This is a genomic window from Pantoea sp. JZ2, assembly GCF_035191405.1.
Lineage (GTDB): Bacteria > Pseudomonadota > Gammaproteobacteria > Enterobacterales > Enterobacteriaceae > Pantoea > Pantoea stewartii.
The window spans coordinates 128,065-143,664 of sequence record NZ_CP045247.1; the positions used below are offsets into that span (position 1 = coordinate 128,065).

The 15,600-nt window shown below is 50.5% G+C and carries 18 protein-coding genes; 7 read left to right on the forward strand and 11 right to left on the reverse strand.

Annotated elements, in window-relative coordinates; translation table 11 throughout:
• Window positions 1–393: 393 nt before the first annotated feature.
• The 4 genes from GC087_RS00570 to GC087_RS00585 all read right to left on the reverse strand — a co-directional run bounded on the left by GC087_RS00570 (window position 394) and on the right by GC087_RS00585 (window position 4,902).
• Window positions 394–1,035, reverse strand: a complete 642-nt coding sequence (locus GC087_RS00570; RefSeq protein WP_324029418.1) for an oligosaccharide flippase family protein — start codon at window positions 1,033–1,035, stop codon at window positions 394–396.
• Window positions 1,036–1,820: 785 nt separating this feature from the next.
• The gene (gene lpxP / locus GC087_RS00575; RefSeq protein WP_033738046.1) at window positions 1,821–2,744 is read right to left on the reverse strand and encodes a kdo(2)-lipid IV(A) palmitoleoyltransferase; all 924 of its coding nucleotides are present in this window, start codon (window positions 2,742–2,744) and stop codon (window positions 1,821–1,823) included.
• Window positions 2,745–3,258: 514 nt separating this feature from the next.
• On the reverse strand, window positions 3,259–3,534 hold the full coding sequence (locus tag GC087_RS00580) for a YmdA family protein (RefSeq protein ID WP_033738047.1): 276 nt from the start codon (window positions 3,532–3,534) through the stop codon (window positions 3,259–3,261).
• Between the two features lie 504 nt (window positions 3,535–4,038).
• Window positions 4,039–4,902 carry a YicC/YloC family endoribonuclease gene (locus tag GC087_RS00585; RefSeq protein ID WP_033738048.1) on the reverse strand — a complete coding sequence of 288 codons (864 nt, stop codon included), beginning with the start codon at window positions 4,900–4,902 and terminating at the stop codon, window positions 4,039–4,041.
• Window positions 4,903–5,062: 160 nt separating this feature from the next.
• Here GC087_RS00585 and GC087_RS00590 point away from each other — a divergent pair, with 160 nt between their 5' ends.
• Entirely contained in the window at window positions 5,063–5,506 is a 444-nt protein-coding gene (locus GC087_RS00590) for a DUF3574 domain-containing protein (RefSeq protein ID WP_324029420.1), read from the forward strand.
• Window positions 5,507–5,540: 34 nt separating this feature from the next.
• On the opposite strand, the gene GC087_RS00595 is transcribed toward GC087_RS00590, so the two are convergent.
• Entirely contained in the window at window positions 5,541–6,725 is a 1,185-nt protein-coding gene (locus tag GC087_RS00595; RefSeq protein ID WP_033738051.1) for a NupC/NupG family nucleoside CNT transporter, read from the reverse strand.
• Window positions 6,726–6,879: 154 nt separating this feature from the next.
• Here GC087_RS00595 and rph point away from each other — a divergent pair, with 154 nt between their 5' ends.
• Both rph and pyrE read left to right on the forward strand, forming a co-directional pair.
• A complete protein-coding gene (rph, locus tag GC087_RS00600; RefSeq protein ID WP_058701563.1) occupies window positions 6,880–7,596 on the forward strand; it encodes a ribonuclease PH in 717 nt (238 codons plus the stop codon).
• 49 nt (window positions 7,597–7,645) lie between these two features.
• A complete protein-coding gene (gene pyrE, locus GC087_RS00605; protein WP_006121244.1) occupies window positions 7,646–8,287 on the forward strand; it encodes an orotate phosphoribosyltransferase in 642 nt (213 codons plus the stop codon).
• A 30-nt stretch (window positions 8,288–8,317) separates the two neighbouring features.
• Here the strand turns inward: pyrE and slmA are convergent, their stop codons facing one another.
• The 3 genes from slmA to coaBC form a co-directional block, all read right to left on the reverse strand.
• The gene (gene slmA, locus GC087_RS00610) at window positions 8,318–8,914 is read right to left on the reverse strand and encodes a nucleoid occlusion factor SlmA (RefSeq protein WP_006121245.1); all 597 of its coding nucleotides are present in this window, start codon (window positions 8,912–8,914) and stop codon (window positions 8,318–8,320) included.
• 120 nt (window positions 8,915–9,034) lie between these two features.
• On the reverse strand, window positions 9,035–9,493 hold the full coding sequence (gene dut, locus GC087_RS00615; protein ID WP_058701564.1) for a dUTP diphosphatase: 459 nt from the start codon (window positions 9,491–9,493) through the stop codon (window positions 9,035–9,037).
• Complete coding sequence (coaBC, locus tag GC087_RS00620) at window positions 9,471–10,691, reverse strand: bifunctional phosphopantothenoylcysteine decarboxylase/phosphopantothenate--cysteine ligase CoaBC (protein WP_324030558.1); 1,221 nt, start codon at window positions 10,689–10,691, stop codon at window positions 9,471–9,473. The genes dut and coaBC overlap by 23 nt, the downstream gene beginning before the upstream one ends.
• A 181-nt stretch (window positions 10,692–10,872) precedes the next feature.
• Between coaBC and radC the strand changes: the two genes are divergently transcribed.
• The 4 genes from radC to mutM all read left to right on the forward strand — a co-directional run bounded on the left by radC (window position 10,873) and on the right by mutM (window position 13,071).
• Window positions 10,873–11,529 carry a RadC family protein gene (gene radC / locus GC087_RS00625; RefSeq protein ID WP_033738055.1) on the forward strand — a complete coding sequence of 219 codons (657 nt, stop codon included), beginning with the start codon at window positions 10,873–10,875 and terminating at the stop codon, window positions 11,527–11,529.
• A 238-nt stretch (window positions 11,530–11,767) separates the two neighbouring features.
• Entirely contained in the window at window positions 11,768–12,004 is a 237-nt protein-coding gene (rpmB, locus tag GC087_RS00630; RefSeq protein WP_006121249.1) for a 50S ribosomal protein L28, read from the forward strand.
• Window positions 12,005–12,024: 20 nt separating this feature from the next.
• On the forward strand, window positions 12,025–12,192 hold the full coding sequence (gene rpmG, locus GC087_RS00635) for a 50S ribosomal protein L33 (RefSeq protein ID WP_001051798.1): 168 nt from the start codon (window positions 12,025–12,027) through the stop codon (window positions 12,190–12,192).
• 69 nt (window positions 12,193–12,261) lie between these two features.
• Complete coding sequence (gene mutM, locus GC087_RS00640) at window positions 12,262–13,071, forward strand: bifunctional DNA-formamidopyrimidine glycosylase/DNA-(apurinic or apyrimidinic site) lyase (protein ID WP_324029423.1); 810 nt, start codon at window positions 12,262–12,264, stop codon at window positions 13,069–13,071.
• Here the strand turns inward: mutM and coaD are convergent.
• Genes coaD through waaA form a run of 3 tightly spaced genes read right to left on the reverse strand, consistent with a single transcriptional unit; the run spans window position 13,068 to window position 15,597 of the window.
• A complete protein-coding gene (gene coaD / locus GC087_RS00645; RefSeq protein ID WP_006121252.1) occupies window positions 13,068–13,547 on the reverse strand; it encodes a pantetheine-phosphate adenylyltransferase in 480 nt (159 codons plus the stop codon). The two genes, mutM and coaD, sit on opposite strands and share 4 nt — an antisense overlap.
• Complete coding sequence (locus GC087_RS00650) at window positions 13,544–14,323, reverse strand: glycosyltransferase family 2 protein (protein ID WP_324029425.1); 780 nt, start codon at window positions 14,321–14,323, stop codon at window positions 13,544–13,546. The genes coaD and GC087_RS00650 overlap by 4 nt, the downstream gene beginning before the upstream one ends.
• Window positions 14,323–15,597, reverse strand: coding sequence for a lipid IV(A) 3-deoxy-D-manno-octulosonic acid transferase (waaA, locus tag GC087_RS00655; protein WP_039342468.1), 1,275 nt, complete (start codon window positions 15,595–15,597; stop codon window positions 14,323–14,325). The genes GC087_RS00650 and waaA overlap by 1 nt, the downstream gene beginning before the upstream one ends.
• Between the last annotated feature and the right edge of the window lie 3 nt (window positions 15,598–15,600).

Here is a 15,600-nt window from a genome sequence, read left to right on the forward strand (position 1 = left end):
AGTTAAAGTATTAGTAAAAATTATGCGGGCAAGAGTAATGCCTTTATTATCAAAAGGCTGTATCGGTTTTTACACGGAGACGAATTAAAAAACGTCGTGATGCGAATTTTTCGCCGATATGACGCCAGCCTGTTTACAACGTTGAACCCTTGCCCGTCGGCGACATTATGTGGTGACAGACAGAGAAAGCAAACCACGCAAAGCAGAGCATGGGGACCTGTCCGTGGGCTAAATGCGGGGGGAAGTAAGGTGAGAATAAGGATAAAGAGGACAACAACGCACACAGAAGGTGTCTGAAATGAAAAGTGGTGGGTTTTATTAAGGAAAACGTACCGGTTAACAGCACGTTTTCCTGCTTTTACCGTCGGGCTGCTTCCAGCCAGTAACGGTTTGTCAGTGCTTCATATGAAGCTGAAAGAACGCTTTCAGGTTGAAGTCATAGTCGGGTCGAAACCATTTACGACCATAAAAGCAATACGTCAGCATTCTCACTGATGCCATTGCCAGATAGCCCCATAAAGCACATAAAACGGAAGGCGCCAGCCATAGGGTCAATAGTGTAATGATCAGGCCGACAAATACAGAGGCGATCTCGCAAAAAGCGATATCAGAGAATTGCTTTTCACGCTGCATCAGGGCGCGATAAGACTGGCCCTGAGGAATAATAATAAAGATGACCGATGCGATTTCAAAAACCCTGGCCACCTCGGGTAGCCCAAACATATGTTCAAGCATAAGACCGCAAGTAAAAAGGGCAGAAAAAATGACCAGGCCCATGAATATATTGCCCCAGTAAAGCACGGACAGCGTTTTTACTGGCAGCGGTGCATATCGAATCAACGTATTGGAAAAACCACGATCGGCCAGTGTGTCAATAACCATCAAGCCTGTAATGACGACCGCCAGCAGATTATAGGTATCGGCCTGCAGGACTTTTCCCAATACTGAAAGTTGTAACACACCCATACTCAGCATTTTGACCGATGAAAGAAAAGGCCACTTGACGTTTTCCAGATTTATTTTTCGTGTTGTCATTTTTTTCTCGCCGGGCAGAGTAGTAGGGCGCTGCGCCGATGAGTATTCATCAGGACAGCGCTGGCATTACTATAATTTAATAAAGTAAATTTTTATCTTTATAATGAGCTGTGTGTTAAAGCATACTGCTAATAATAAACGTTCCCCTGGTGATGAATTTCCCCTGTTGTCATTATTATTATCCGTTCATTTTAAATTGCTTAAATTTTCCGGAGGAAATAATGTTCGCCGGAAATGTCATGCTGTTATGTTTTGAATAGCTTTGCTGTGTGCAGATGATTTATAGCGCGTTTTATGAAAGTTAACATCATAAGGAAAATCTGATATGTGATTTGGCTAAGGAAATAATATTCATCATTTACAGCATTATTTGCACAGGCCTTATCACAGCGTTCTCTTTTTTTCTTTTTTCGTTAAGTCTGGAAACTGAAGCAATACATGAAAAAAAAAAAAAACGTTAAATAAGCCGTACATACACGGGTTCGCCCGTCATTCTCCAGGATTTTTCCCATACAGCATGCTTAAGCAAGGGCAAATAATAACCGAAGGGTAAGCATTCAGACCCGATATACTGCTAATGCATGTTGACTGCGAAAATATTTGTAATGCGTACGATTTATGGCTCAGTCTGGATCTGAGTTCGGGCTAAGAAGGCGAACAGAGCCCGTGGCAGGGAGGCAGGATTATCGCGGTAATAGTGAAAACAGGTCGTCAGAAGGAAGCCTCCAAATTAACAGAGAGGTCTGTCACACGAAAAAGCAGGCCGAAACCTGCTTTATGTCTGTCTATACGTAAAGAGAGGCTTCGCCAGGCGGACGCGTTTTGAAGCGGCGATGTAGCCAGAGGTATTGCTCAGGCGCTCGCATGATTTGGTTCTCAATCACTTTATTCATATAAGCTGCGGCTGCGGCTTCATCCGCATGCGGGTAATTTTCCAGAATCGGTTCAATAATCAGCTTATAGCCATCATTGCCAGGATTACGAATCAGCATAATTGGAACCATAGCGGGCTTAGCCAACCGGGACAACACATAGGTACCGTTGGTCGTCGCGGCTTTTTCTACAGCAAACAAGGGGGCAAACGTACTGCCTTTGGGACCGTAATCCTGGTCTGGCGCAAACCAGACAGATTCACCTTGTTTCAGCGCCTGCACCATCCCTCTCAGATCGCGACGGTCTATCATCGCTTTATTCGAACGCATACGGCCTCTGGTCTGTACGTACTCCATCGCGTGGTTATTATGGGGACGGTACATTGCCATCATCGGCTGACACAACCCGCTGATGCGACCACCCAGCTCCAGCGACATGAAATGGATGCCGATGAGCATTACGCCACGACGCTCATTCTGGGCTGAGTAGAGGTTTGACAGGCCCGAGACGTTGAACAGACGTTTAACGGCATGGTCTGGCCAGAACCAGGCGATACCCGTTTCCATCAGTGCCATGCCGAGAGAGGCAAAATTTCCCGCAATCATGATTTCTTTATCTTCGTCACTGATATCCGGAAAGCAGAGTTCAATATTACGGCGCGTAATGCGCTCTCTGCGCTGAAGAAAATGGCGGGAAAGCCGGCCGGCACCTGCGCCAAGTCGCATCAGCACAGGATAGGGGAGTTGAACCAACAGCCAAAGAATGCCAAGACCAAACCACGTAAACCAATAGCGGGGATGTAAAAGGGAACGACTAAACTGCCTGGTGTTTTTCATTATGAACCTTAAGGAAGTAATGGATGTAGCGCAAAAAGACCCATTCCTTAAGTTCTCAAGCGGTACAGCTGTACTGACTAAGACCCACACTTTATCAAAAAGTGCCTTAAAGCACAGGGAGCGTCAGTTACAGCGAGGAATAAAATGAGGGATTGACAGCGTCATAATCAGAAGAAAGATAGCGCTTTTTTTATTTAAATTATCTATAAAACAACAGGTTGTATTTTTATGCTTTTAACAGGCGATGCAAAGAGAGCAATAAAAATCAGGACGGTTCTGCAATAAAAAAATGTACTCTTTTCGAAAAACTTACATTCCATTATGGCGAAAGTTGAAAAATTGAACAGGAATTTGGCTGTCATTGGTAAAAGGTAAAATAACGGAGATGACAATCGCTTCTGCGCCAGTCATCTCACCTTATGAGAGGCATCCTGTCCTAATCATGTTATTTGACCTTATCCAGAGGCGGGTTTAGCCGATAAGCCGTACCCATTAAAATAACGATAAAGCAGCGTTAATTGTAGCTGACCGTCATCATTTTAACGTTACCAGTTTGCCTGACCTGCACCGTGCCAAGTTTATAAGGCATGGGTTGCTGGGCATTGTTCAGACTGACCTTATTAATAACGGTCTTTCCTCCTCGTGTGCAGCTTTGCTGTATCTGGTTGGGCGCAATCAGCGTGTCGCAAGGACTTTCGACAATAGCGCCCCTGAAGTTAATTTGTCCACTTGTGGCAAATGAAAGGGGTGATAGCATGAGTAATGCGAGTAAAACGGCTGATTTTTTCATAATGACGATCTCAGGTGGGGGTTACTTAAATAACGGCAATCCTTATTAAAACTTTAGTCGAACAGATGTATTTGTTTCCTTTCTGTTGTTATTTTATTCACAATTGTGATCACGCCGCGATTTGAGAAAGACGTCCACGCATCGCCTGAAATAGTGGCACGGTTATTTTTTTAACGGACTGGATCTTTTCTTTGCCTGAGCAGGCTGTGACGGAGAGGGGGAAAACGGGTAGATATATAGCCTGCTATTTTTTTCAAAGTGAAATATTTAAACCAGCTATAGAAAAACCAACGCCTCGGTAGTTTTGTTAAAAAATGCCTGGCATCATCTGACTGGAAATTTTTCCATCCTTATAAAACGGGCTAATTTCAATAAAGACTGACAACGTTAACCGAATCAAGCGATTATTGTTATACACCTGTTTAATGGCTGAAAAAATAAAAGAAGTCCGCATCTACGCGGACTTTTTCTGGTAAGGTTGCCAAATGACGACAGATAGCCTGATTACTCAATATTTTGAATCTGCTCTCGCATCTGTTCAATCAACACTTTTAGCTCAATCGCTGAATTCGTAATTTCTGCATTAATGGATTTTGAAGCCAGTGTGTTTGACTCGCGGTTGAACTCCTGCATCATAAAGTCAAGACGACGGCCTACCGCCTCTTTTTTCTTCAGAATGTTATAGGTCTCTTTAACGTGCGCATCCAGACGATCCAGCTCTTCTGCGACATCGACACGTTGTGCCATCATCACCAATTCCTGCTCAAGGCGATTATTTTCAAGCTGCACCTCAGCATCTTCCAGTTTGGCGATCAGGCGCTCCCGCTGCCACTTAATCACATCGGGCAGTTGAGCGCGGACTTTGCTGACCTCATGCGTTACCGCTTCCAGCCGCTGCTCGATCAGTGCCTTCAGAGCGCTGCCTTCGCTTTCACGTGCGGCGATGAAATCATCCAGCGCGCCATCCAGCGCCTGAATCAGCTGAGTATTAATTGCATCCAAATCCTGTTCAGGTGCTGCCATGACGCCCGGCCAGCGCAGAATATCCAGCGGATTGATAACGCCCTCATCGGTCTGCAGTTTGACCCAGTTAGCCGCCTGAACCAGTTGTTTGGCCAGTGACTCATTGAGCATCAGTTCGCCCTGCGCGCCAGGATCGGCCTCGAAGCGCAGATTACATTCGATTTTTCCACGCGTCAGTCGCTGGCGAATGCGCTCCCTGATCATCGGTTCCAGTCCGCGAAACTGTTCAGGCAGACGAATATAGGTTTCAAGATAACGTTGATTGACAGAACGCAACTCCCAGGCGGCGCTGCCCCAGTCGCCCTTAATTTCACGGCGGGCATAGGCGGTCATACTGCGGATCATAAGCGTTACTCTTTTTTTAAATAAGGTTGAGGCCAGTATAACGAGGCAAGGCTGACCAGAACAGGTGTAAGCGTGTACAGGATGCGATAACAAAATGTTTCCGCTTTTCTCAACAGCCACTTATGCTAATTACTGGTTTACTCGTTGAGGCCCTCTTTTTATGTCGCGCGTACCGTCTCTTCCACTCATACTCAGCCTGCTGCTTGTGGGCTGTCAGTCGCCTTCTCCATCATTACCATCATATCCGCCTTCTACCCGACCCGTTCCGGTGTGCGCCGGCGGTGAGGTCATGATGCAAACCACATTGTGGTTTGGTCTCAGCAAGCCGCAGGGCGGCAATGTGAGCGCACTGAACTGGATGAATTTTGTCGATAAAGAGGTAACACCGCGCTTCAGGTCTGGCTTGTCTGTTTATGATGCGCAGGGCCAATGGCTGGGCGAAAACGGTCAGTTAGCACGTGAGAAAAGCAAGGCGTTAGTGCTTATCTATCAGTTCGACAGTGACAGCAACAGTCGTGTCGAAGCGCTGCGTGCTCGCTATAAAAAACAGTTTGGTCAGGAATCGGTTATGCGCGTGGATACGCCAGCCTGCATTAGTTTTTAGGGACAAACGGCGGCCTGTGCCGCCGTTGAGTCCATCAGATAAACAGTCCGGCAAATGCAGCGGAAAGCAGGCTGACCAGGGTGGAACCATAGACCAGTTTCCAGCCAAACCTTGAGACGACATTGCCTTGTTGTTCGTTCAGGCCTTTTATCGCGCCCGCAACAATTCCAATAGAAGCAAAGTTCGCGAAGGAAACCAGGAAAACAGACAGGATGCCCAATCCGCGTGGCGTCATGCCTGCCGCTATCTTTTTCAGTTCAATCATGGCGACGAATTCATTCGCCACCAGCTTCGTGGCCATAATACTGCCAGCCTGTAATGCATCAGTAGCGGGAATGCCAATCAGCCAGGCAAAAGGATAAAAAACATAGCCAAGAAGCTGCTGGAAACTGTACCCAAACAGGGTGGCAAACAGGGCGTTGATGGCCGCGATTAAGGCAATAAAACCAATCAGCATGGCCAGAATAATCATCGCGACTTTGAAACCAGCGAGGATGTATTCCCCCAGCATTTCAAAGAAACTCTGATCTTCGTGTAATTTATCCAGCGGAATAGCCTGCTCATTGCTGCCTTTGCCGGGGTTAATAATCGACAGGATGATAAACGTGCTGAACATGTTAAGCAGGAGAGCCGCAACGACATATTTGGCCTCGATCATCGACATATACGCACCAACAATCGACAGCGAAACGGTAGACATCGCGGTGGCCGCCATTGTGTAAAGTCGGCGTGGTGGGATATCGGCCAAAATACCTTTATAGGCAATGAAGTTCTCTGACTGGCCCAGCACCAGCGTGCTTACCGCATTAAAGGACTCCAGTTTTCCCATGCCGTTAACTTTTGATAATAGCGTGCCAACAACGCGAATCAGTAACGGCAGGATGCGCCAGTGTTGCAAAATACCAATCAGTGCGGAAATAAAAATAATAGGGCAGAGCACGCCAAGGAAGATAAAGGCCAGCCCCTGCTGACTCATGCCACCAAACACAAATTCCGTGCCCTGTGCAGCAAAACGCAGCAGCGTTTCAAAGAAATGCCCCACCGCGCCTACCAGCGCCAGTCCACTGGCTGAGTGAAGAAAGAACCAGCCCAGTGCGGCTTCTACAACAATCAGTTGAATAATAAAGCGCAGGCGAATGCGTTTTCGGTCATGACTGACCAGTAGCGCAAGGGCAAAAATTACCACCAGCGCCAGCAGGAAATGAAGAAGAGCGGTCATAGTTTAGTCAGTTAGCGGATATGCAGGAAAAGGTAAGGCATTTAGCCATACTCCGGCATGAATTTCATCCCAGGCTGCACTGACCACTGCAAGAGACAGCAGGCCAGGAAGTCCGTATAATACGCAGCCAATCATTAGCAAGCCGGAGATAACCATGCGTCCAGCAGGCCGTAGCGCACATCAGGTGCGTCCAGTCACATTGACCCGCAATTACACTAAACACGCAGAGGGCTCCGTTCTGGTGGAATTCGGTGAAACCAAAGTGCTCTGCACTGCAACGGTGGATGAAGGAGTTCCGCGCTTTCTCAAAGGGCAGGGCCAGGGCTGGGTCACTGCCGAATATGGCATGTTGCCGCGTTCCACTCACAGTCGTATGGCGCGTGAAGCCGCGAAAGGCAAACAGGGTGGTCGCACGCTTGAAATTCAGCGTCTGATCGCCCGTTCACTGCGTGCTGCGGTCGATCTCACCATGCTCGGTGAATACACGATTACGCTCGATTGTGACGTCATTCAGGCCGATGGCGGTACACGTACGGCTTCCATTACTGGCGCCTGTGTAGCCCTGGCAGATGCGCTTAATTCCCTGGTCGCGAGTGGTAAGCTGAAAGCGAATCCGATGAAAGGCATGGTTGCCGCCGTGTCAGTGGGGATTGTCAATGGTGAAGCGTTGTGTGACCTTGAATACGTTGAGGACTCTGCCGCTGAAACGGATATGAATGTCGTCATGATGGAAGATGGCCGCATGATTGAGGTGCAGGGCACCGCTGAAGGTGAACCCTTTAGCCACGAAGAACTGCTGGCATTACTGGCGTTAGCGCGTGGCGGTATTGAAGAATTGATTCAGGCCCAGAAAGCGGCGCTGGAAAGTTAAGGTAACAGGCGACCACAGAGTCGCCTTTTTTTTATCTGAGGAGTAAGACATGAAAGCCTGGCAGCGGCAGTTTATTGAATTTGCACTGAATAAGCAGGTGCTCAAATTTGGTGAGTTCACATTAAAGTCGGGTCGTAAAAGCCCCTATTTTTTTAATGCCGGTTTATTTAACACGGGCCGGGATTTAGCGCTGCTGGGACGGTTTTATGCGCAGGCGTTAGTCGACAGCGGAATCGATTTTGATTTGTTATTTGGTCCGGCCTACAAAGGCATCCCTATCGCCACCACCACAGCCGTTGCGTTAGCCGATCATCACGATCGTGACGTACCTTACTGCTTCAATCGTAAAGAAGCGAAAGATCATGGTGAGGGCGGTTTGCTGGTGGGAAGCCCGCTGCAGGGTAAAGTGATGCTGGTCGATGATGTCATCACGGCCGGCACGGCGATTCGCGAATCCATGGATATTATCAATGCACATGATGCCAGCCTGGCGGGCGTGCTGATTTCACTGGACCGTCAGGAACGCGGCCGGGGTGAACTCTCCGCTATTCAGGAAGTGGAACGGGATTATTCCTGCAAAGTTACCGCGATAATTACGCTTAACGACCTGATTGATTACCTGGCTGAAAAAACGCACATGGCCGATCATTTAGCGCAGGTTCGGGCGTACCAAAAGGCGTACGGCGTCTGATAACTGGCGGGCATTGCGCCCGCCTTTGTATTACACCAGTTGTGCCGCAATCAGCGGCCAGCGGGTGTCAAAGTCGGCCGTTGGGCTAAACCGGAACTCGGAACGGACGTACCGCGATAACAGCCCTTCACACAGGGCCAGCAGCTGGCTGGCCAGTAAGGTTTCATCCGTTTGAAAGCCTTCACCTTCGCGCATTTTGCGTTCGCGCATCACCTGGCGTAGCTGCACTTCAATGCGCTCAAACAGCTGATTAATGCGCCCCTGCAGACGGTCCTGTTCAAACATTAACGCGTGACCTGTCAAAATCCGCGTCAGCCCCGGATTACGCTCACCAAATCCCAGAATCAGTTGCACAATAAGACGCAGGCGCGCCATTGTTTCTTTTTCATCTTTCAGGATCAGATTGATGCGGGTAATCAGACTGTCTTCAATAAATTCGATCAGGCTGTCAAACATCCGCGTTTTACTGGGAAAGTGACGATAAAGCGCCGCCTCCGATACACCGACGTTAGCCGCCAGTTTTGCAGTAGTAATGCGTTGGCTGCCATCACTTGACTCAAGCATCTGCGCCAGCGCCTGCAAAATCTCCTCGCGGCGATTCCGCTTTACGACTTTTTTCTCTGCCATGCCCTTAAAAACCCCTGAATTTCACCATATACAGGCAACACCTACGCATCTGCCACAAGAGAAAGCCTTGGGGCGATGAGAAATAATAAGATTGGCGTAAGTGAAAATCGGTCGTGCTGGTTACTGACGGCCTGAGTGACCGAAGCCACCTTCACCGCGCAAGCTGGCGTCAAACTCGTCTACCAGATTGAATTCGGCCTGGACGACAGGGACAAAAACCATCTGGGCCATGCGGTCGCCCGGCTGAAGCGTAAAGCTTTCCTGCCCGCGATTCCATACCGATACCATAAGTTGTCCCTGATAGTCGGCATCAATCAGACCAACCAGATTACCCAGGACAATACCATGTTTGTGGCCCAGGCCAGAGCGCGGAAGAATCACGGCGGCAAGGTTCGGATCGGCGATGTGAATAGCCAGACCGGTAGGAATTAATGTGGTTGTGCCGGGTGCGATTTCCATCACATCATCAATACAGGCACGAAGGTCTAACCCAGCGGAACCCGGTGTCGCATAGGTCGGCAAGGGAAACGCTTTGCCGACGCGCGCATCAAGAATTTTAACGTCTATTTTTTTCATCATAACGGCTGACAATCTCGTCTATTAAAAGTTGACCAAGGAGTGACTTATCGCTGAGCGGTAAGGTTTTTTCTCCTTCCTGCCAAAAAAGGTGAAGAGCATTGGTGTCGCTATTGAACCCGCGGCCTGCTTTTGACACATCGTTAGCACAAATCAGGTCCAGGTTTTTACGCGCGCGTTTTTTTCGGGCGTATTCTTCCACATTCTGGGTTTCAGCCGCAAATCCAACCACAAATGGCCGGCTCTGCGTTAAGGCCGCCACCCCCGCGACAATATCGGGATTTTTAATGAGCTGCAGGCTGACTTTCTCATCGTCATCCTGTTTCTTTATTTTTTCATCCGCGATCTCAATTGCCCGGTAGTCTGCCACGGCTGCGCTTGCAATGAAAATATGTTGTGCGTTTATCTCCCCCATTACCGCCGCCTGCATTTCCAGGGCCGAGGTCACATCCACTCGTTTAACGCCGGCGGGCGTTGGCAGGGCAACCGGACCGCTTACCAGCGTAACGCGGGCGCCGCGCTTTGCCGCCGCCGCCGCAATCGCAAACCCCATTTTTCCCGAACTGTGGTTGCTGATATAACGCACGGGGTCGATCGCTTCCCGGGTGGGACCCGCGGTAATCATAATATTGAGATGTTGCAGGTCGTTGACGGGCGCGGCCCACTGTACGGCGTGGTCAACGATAGCTAAAGGGTCAAGCATGCGACCGGGGCCAATATCCCCGCAGGCCTGGCTGCCGCTGTCTGGCCCCCAAATTAACAGGCCGCGCGCCTGAAGCCTGACCAGGTTTTCCTGCGTTACGGCAGCGCGATACATCTGCTGATTCATCGCCGGCACAATCGCGACAGGCGCTGCTGTTGCCAGCACGGCAGTGGTGACTAAATCATTGGCCATCCCTGCCGTAATGCGCGCAATCAGGTCGGCCGTGGCCGGGGCCAGCACGATCAGGTCAGCCCATTTGGCCAGCTCAATGTGTCCCATTGCGGCCTCGGCTGCCGGGTCAAGCAGATCATCAAAAACAGGATAACCGGAGACGGCCTGCAGGCTGAGTGGTGTGATAAAAGCCTTTGCGCCCTCAGTCATCATCACGCGGACATCGGCACCGCGATCGCGCAGACGACGGACCAGCTCGGGGGTTTTATAGGCAGCAATTCCACCACTGACGCCCAGAAGAACTTTTTTACCGGCTAATCCCATCATGCTGTTGACCTCATTTTCGATTGCCGTCGCAGGGACGGTGTAATGGCCGAATTTTATCACAAAACGTGGCATGCACCTTTTCAATGGCTGCGTTTGCGAGACATGCCGGAGAATCACAATCACGCGCTGGTGGCGGATAGGTTCGCACGCGATGATACAGGGGGCGACAGGGAGAGCAGCAATGAAAAATTTGCCACCACGAGAAAAACTTCAGCAATGGGGTGCGGATGCGTTAAGTGACGTAGAGCTGTTAGCGATTTTCTTACGAACAGGTTCAAAAGGCGTTCCTGTCATGATGCTGGCGCAGCAGATGCTGCAGGAGCTGGGGTCGCTTTATAATATCGTTAATGCGACGGCTGCAGACTTTAAGGGCATTAAAGGCGCTGGCGAAATCAAGTTGATTCAGATGCGCGCAGTGGCAGAACTGGCCAAACGGTTTTTCGCCAGCCAGCTGGCGCGTGAGAGCACAATTGACAGTCCCGCAGCGACGCGTCAGTACCTGCAGACATTATTGGCCAGGCAGGAGCGTGAGGTGTTTGTCGTGCTGTTTTTGGATAATCAACATCGGGTATTAATGGCCAGAGAAATGTTTTCCGGATCCATCAACAGCGTCGAAGTCCATCCTCGTGAAATTGTGCGTGAAGCCCTGAAAATCAACGCGGCTGCGCTCATCGTGGCGCATAACCATCCGTCAGGAATTGCTGAACCCAGCCAGGCTGACCGCGACATTACACTAAAAATCTGCGAAGCTTGTCGCTTATTGAATATCCGGTTGCTTGATCATCTGGTGATTGGACACGGTCAATCTGTCTCATTTGTCGAACGCGGATGGCTCTGAGCCTGAAAATCTGGTCCAGGTGGCGGCTTTTTACACGATCATTCGGGATCTTTATCTGTTCGGGACTTGAGCACTTGGGCCGAGCGGCGTATACTACGCCACCTTTGAGAATCTCGGGTTTGGCGGTTAGGCCAGCTTAGCGGGTTCCATGGAACTCGCCTGGCGGGCTGCAAGCCTGACGAGGCGGCCAAAACCTAATTTTTAAAGCTCGAGCTGATTTGATTTTTGGAGAATAGACATGTCACGAGTCTGCCAGGTAACTGGAAAGCGTCCGGTGACCGGTAACAACCGTTCCCACGCAATGAACGCGACGAAACGCCGTTTCCTTCCGAACCTGCACTCACACCGTTTTTGGGTTGAGAGCGAGAAGCGCTTCGTTACTCTGCGTGTATCTGTAAAAGGTATGCGTATTATTGATAAAAAGGGCATTGATACGGTGTTAGCCGACATGCGTGCCCGTGGTGAGAAGTACTAAGAGTACTAAGGAACTGAATCATGGCTAAAGGTATTCGTGAGAAGATCAAGCTGGTTTCCTCTGCTGGTACAGGTCACTTCTATACCACCACGAAGAACAAACGTACTAAACCAGAAAAACTTGAACTGAAAAAGTTCGATCCGGTTGTACGTCAGCATGTGATCTACAAAGAAGCCAAAATTAAATAATTTTGGTGTTCTGCTAAAAACCCGGCTCCGGCCGGGTTTTTTGTTTGTGTAATGCGCAGGGGAGAGGTTATGCCAGAGTTGCCAGAGGTAGAAACCAGCCGACGCGGCATTGAGCCACATCTGGTTGGTCAAACAATTCTTCACGCCGTCGTTCGCAACGCACGCTTGCGTTGGCCGGTATCCAATGAAATCCTCGCATTAAGCGATCAGCCAGTACTGAGTGTTCAGCGGCGCGCTAAATACCTTTTGCTTGAGCTGCCACACGGCTGGATCATTATCCATCTTGGTATGTCTGGCAGTCTGCGCGTTCTGCCCGAAGAATTGCCTGCCGCCAAACACGATCATGTTGACCTGGTGATGAGCAACGGGAAGGTCCTGCGCTACACCGATCCCCGACGTTTTGGTGCCTGGTTGTGGAGCAGCGATCTGGACGGAAGCAGCGTACTTGCCCATTTAGGTCCAGAACCACTGAGTGAAATATTCAGTGGCGACTATTTGTTTGAAAAATCCCGCGGTAAGCGAACGGTGATCAAGCAGTGGTTGATGGACAATAAAGTCGTGGTGGGCGTGGGCAATATTTATGCGAGCGAGTCACTGTTTACAGCAGGGATCCTGCCTGATCGAGCAGCGATGAGCTTGTCTCACGATGAAGCGGCGTTTTTGGCTAACACTATTAAAGCGGTACTGCTCCGCTCTATCGAGCAGGGTGGAACGACATTGCGTGACTTTTTACAAAGCGATGGCAAGCCAGGCTATTTTGCTCAGGAGTTACAGGTTTACGGCCGGGCTGGCGAACCCTGCAGGGCATGCGGCACGCCGATTGTGAGTAGGAAGCACGGGCAGCGCAGCACCTACTGGTGCCCCAACTGCCAGCATTAAGGCAGCTTTGCGAGTAAGGCCTGATGGACAGGTGCGGACAGGAAGGCAGAGACATCGCCACCATGCCGCGCCACTTCTTTGACCAGTGACGATGAGATAAAAGAAAAGCCTTCTGAAGGCATTAAAAATACGCTTTCCAGCGTTGGCAACAGGTGTCGGTTCATACGCGCGAGCTGCATTTCATATTCAAAATCGGACACGGCACGTAATCCACGAACCAGCACATTTGCCTGCTGCGCCCGGGCGAAGTTTGCCATCAGATCGCTAAAACCGACCACGTCGACATTGGGCAGATGTGCAGTGGCCTGTTGCGCCAGCGCCACTCTTTCGTCCAGCGTAAACAGCGGTTTTTTACTCGGGCTGGCGGCAATCGCCACAACAAGCCGATCAAACATCTGTGCTGCACGAGTGACGATATCAATATGGCCCAGGGTAATGGGATCGAAGGTGCCAGGATAAATCGCTTTTGTCGTCATGTGCGCCCTTCCGCCGAAGTCTTATTTAGCGCCCAAAGCGCTGCATATTTATTGAATGTGTACTGGGCATTAACGACTGCCAGTAGCCAGCCCTGTTTGCCATCAAGGAATCCGGCACGCAGCAGCAGCGTTTTTACAAAGGCACCCGCTGTATGACTGAAGACAGAAAACAGGCTGCACGTTTTTCCATGCTGGAATCTTTCCTGCGCCCAGGCTTCAGCATAAGCCAGTTGTTTTCGCTGGAAAACCATCAGGTCACGGCAGGTCAGATGCTGTAAATCCCCTTTCAGTACCTTAACGGGCGCACCTTCGGTCTTGAGTGACTCATGGACCTGATTATCGTTATAACCCAGTGTACGAGGATACAGACGCATCACTCTGTCAGGATACCAGCCGCTGTGACGCATAAAACGGCCCAGGAACAGGTTGCTACGACTGAGGCTGTAAACGGTTGGCCCCGGCGGCGCTTCCAGAACCTGTTCAATCGCCTGACGCAATTCTGGCGTCACGCGCTCGTCGGCATCGATCATCAAAATCATATCGCCACTGGCAAAACTTTGCGCCCTCTGGCGTTGTTTTCCATAACCCTGCCATTCCGTTGCCTGAAAAACCTGTGCGCCGGCCTGTTGAGCCAGCGAGAAGGTGTCATCGGTACTTCCGGAATCCAGCACGATAATTTCATCGGCCCAGCTGACTGACGCAAGACAGTCAGGCAGCAAGGCGGCTTCATTTTTGGCAATCATCACCACTGAAAGGCGTTGGCGCGTAGCGGTCATCAATGAGCCCGTGGCGGTAAATGAGGTTCAAGTAACTGTAGCAGGCGCTGCAGCGCACCCTGATTTTGGTGCAGCACCTCGACGGCGTGGCGACCGTAATAACGACGATAGTCGTCATCCTGTAGCAAATTCGTCACTTCTTTTTCCAGCGACGCCGCGTCAGTCACAGTGATCAATCCCTGTGCCTCCTGCAGTTTGCTGCAAATATCTTTGAAGTTCCAGGTATGCGGGCCCATCAGTACCGGGATAGCATGGGCTGCCGGTTCCAGCGGATTATGACCGCCACGCTCAACCAGGCTGCCTCCTACGAAAGCCAGGTCGGCTATACCGTAGAGCAGCATCAGTTCGCCCATTGAGTCACCAATGACAACCTGTGTTGAACTGGAGGGGATCTCTCCGCTACTGCGTAAGGTAAAGCTGAAGTGACGTTTTTGAGTAAGTTCGCGCGCATCGTTGAAGCGCTCAGGATGGCGTGGTACCAAAATCAGAAGCAGATCGGGAAAGGTCTCCAGTAAACGGCGATGCGTATCCAACAGAATCGCTTCTTCACCTTCATGTGTACTGGTCGCGATCCAGACCGGACGGCGCGGAGCCCATTGGCGACGCAGCGTGACGGCGCGTGCCGCCAGCTCGGGAGTAACTGAAATATCGAATTTCAGGCTGCCGGTGATCGACAGGTGAGAGCGTTTCAGCCCAAGCTGGATAAAACGCTCACCATCCTCGGCATTTTGCGCAGCGATCAGCGTGATGCTCTGCAGGAGATTGCGCATAAACTTGCCCAGCTTGCGATAGCCTTTGGCTGAGCGTTCTGACAGGCGAGCATTGGCGATCACCAGCGGAATATGGCGCTGATGCAGAATACGGATGATATTAGGCCACAGCTCCGTTTCCATAATGATGACCAAACGTGGATTCACCGTATCAAGAAAACGATTAATGGCGCCGGGTAAGTCGTAAGGCAAATAGACATGGTGTACATCTTTGCCAAAAGCGGACTGCGCGCGCTCCGAACCGGTTGGCGTCATGGTGGTCACGGTAATGGGCAGGGTAGGATAGCGATGACGCAGCGCGCGTACCAACGGCACCGCCGCCAGCGTTTCCCCCACAGAAACCGAATGCAGGACAATGCCGTCCGGCTTCACTTTTCCGGCGCAGTAGCCATAACGCTCTGCCCAGCGTTTGCGATAGGCCGGGGCTTTACGACCGCGCAGCCACAGGCGCAGCCAGATGAGTGGCTGAATGAAATAGAGCAATGCGGTGTAAATGGTCGTCATAGT

Bases quoted from the DNA above. Each gene is read 5' to 3' on its own strand.
- GC087_RS00570 (WP_324029418.1), bottom strand. From the start codon at position 1,035: ATGACAACACGAAAAATAAATCTGGAAAACGTCAAGTGGCCTTTTCTT.
- rph (WP_058701563.1), top strand. From the start codon at position 6,880: ATGCGTCCAGCAGGCCGTAGCGCACATCAGGTGCGTCCAGTCACATTG.
- GC087_RS00590 (WP_324029420.1), top strand. From the start codon at position 5,063: ATGTCGCGCGTACCGTCTCTTCCACTCATACTCAGCCTGCTGCTTGTG.
- coaBC (WP_324030558.1), bottom strand. From the start codon at position 10,691: ATGATGGGATTAGCCGGTAAAAAAGTTCTTCTGGGCGTCAGTGGTGGA.
- rpmB (WP_006121249.1), top strand. From the start codon at position 11,768: ATGTCACGAGTCTGCCAGGTAACTGGAAAGCGTCCGGTGACCGGTAAC.
- GC087_RS00595 (WP_033738051.1), bottom strand. From the start codon at position 6,725: ATGACCGCTCTTCTTCATTTCCTGCTGGCGCTGGTGGTAATTTTTGCC.
- rpmG (WP_001051798.1), top strand. From the start codon at position 12,025: ATGGCTAAAGGTATTCGTGAGAAGATCAAGCTGGTTTCCTCTGCTGGT.
- GC087_RS00650 (WP_324029425.1), bottom strand. From the start codon at position 14,323: ATGACCGCTACGCGCCAACGCCTTTCAGTGGTGATGATTGCCAAAAAT.
- GC087_RS00580 (WP_033738047.1), bottom strand. From the start codon at position 3,534: ATGAAAAAATCAGCCGTTTTACTCGCATTACTCATGCTATCACCCCTT.
- pyrE (WP_006121244.1), top strand. From the start codon at position 7,646: ATGAAAGCCTGGCAGCGGCAGTTTATTGAATTTGCACTGAATAAGCAG.
- waaA (WP_039342468.1), bottom strand. From the start codon at position 15,597: ATGACGACCATTTACACCGCATTGCTCTATTTCATTCAGCCACTCATC.
- lpxP (WP_033738046.1), bottom strand. From the start codon at position 2,744: ATGAAAAACACCAGGCAGTTTAGTCGTTCCCTTTTACATCCCCGCTAT.
- radC (WP_033738055.1), top strand. From the start codon at position 10,873: ATGAAAAATTTGCCACCACGAGAAAAACTTCAGCAATGGGGTGCGGAT.
- GC087_RS00585 (WP_033738048.1), bottom strand. From the start codon at position 4,902: ATGATCCGCAGTATGACCGCCTATGCCCGCCGTGAAATTAAGGGCGAC.
- mutM (WP_324029423.1), top strand. From the start codon at position 12,262: ATGCCAGAGTTGCCAGAGGTAGAAACCAGCCGACGCGGCATTGAGCCA.
- coaD (WP_006121252.1), bottom strand. From the start codon at position 13,547: ATGACGACAAAAGCGATTTATCCTGGCACCTTCGATCCCATTACCCTG.
- dut (WP_058701564.1), bottom strand. From the start codon at position 9,493: ATGATGAAAAAAATAGACGTTAAAATTCTTGATGCGCGCGTCGGCAAA.
- slmA (WP_006121245.1), bottom strand. From the start codon at position 8,914: ATGGCAGAGAAAAAAGTCGTAAAGCGGAATCGCCGCGAGGAGATTTTG.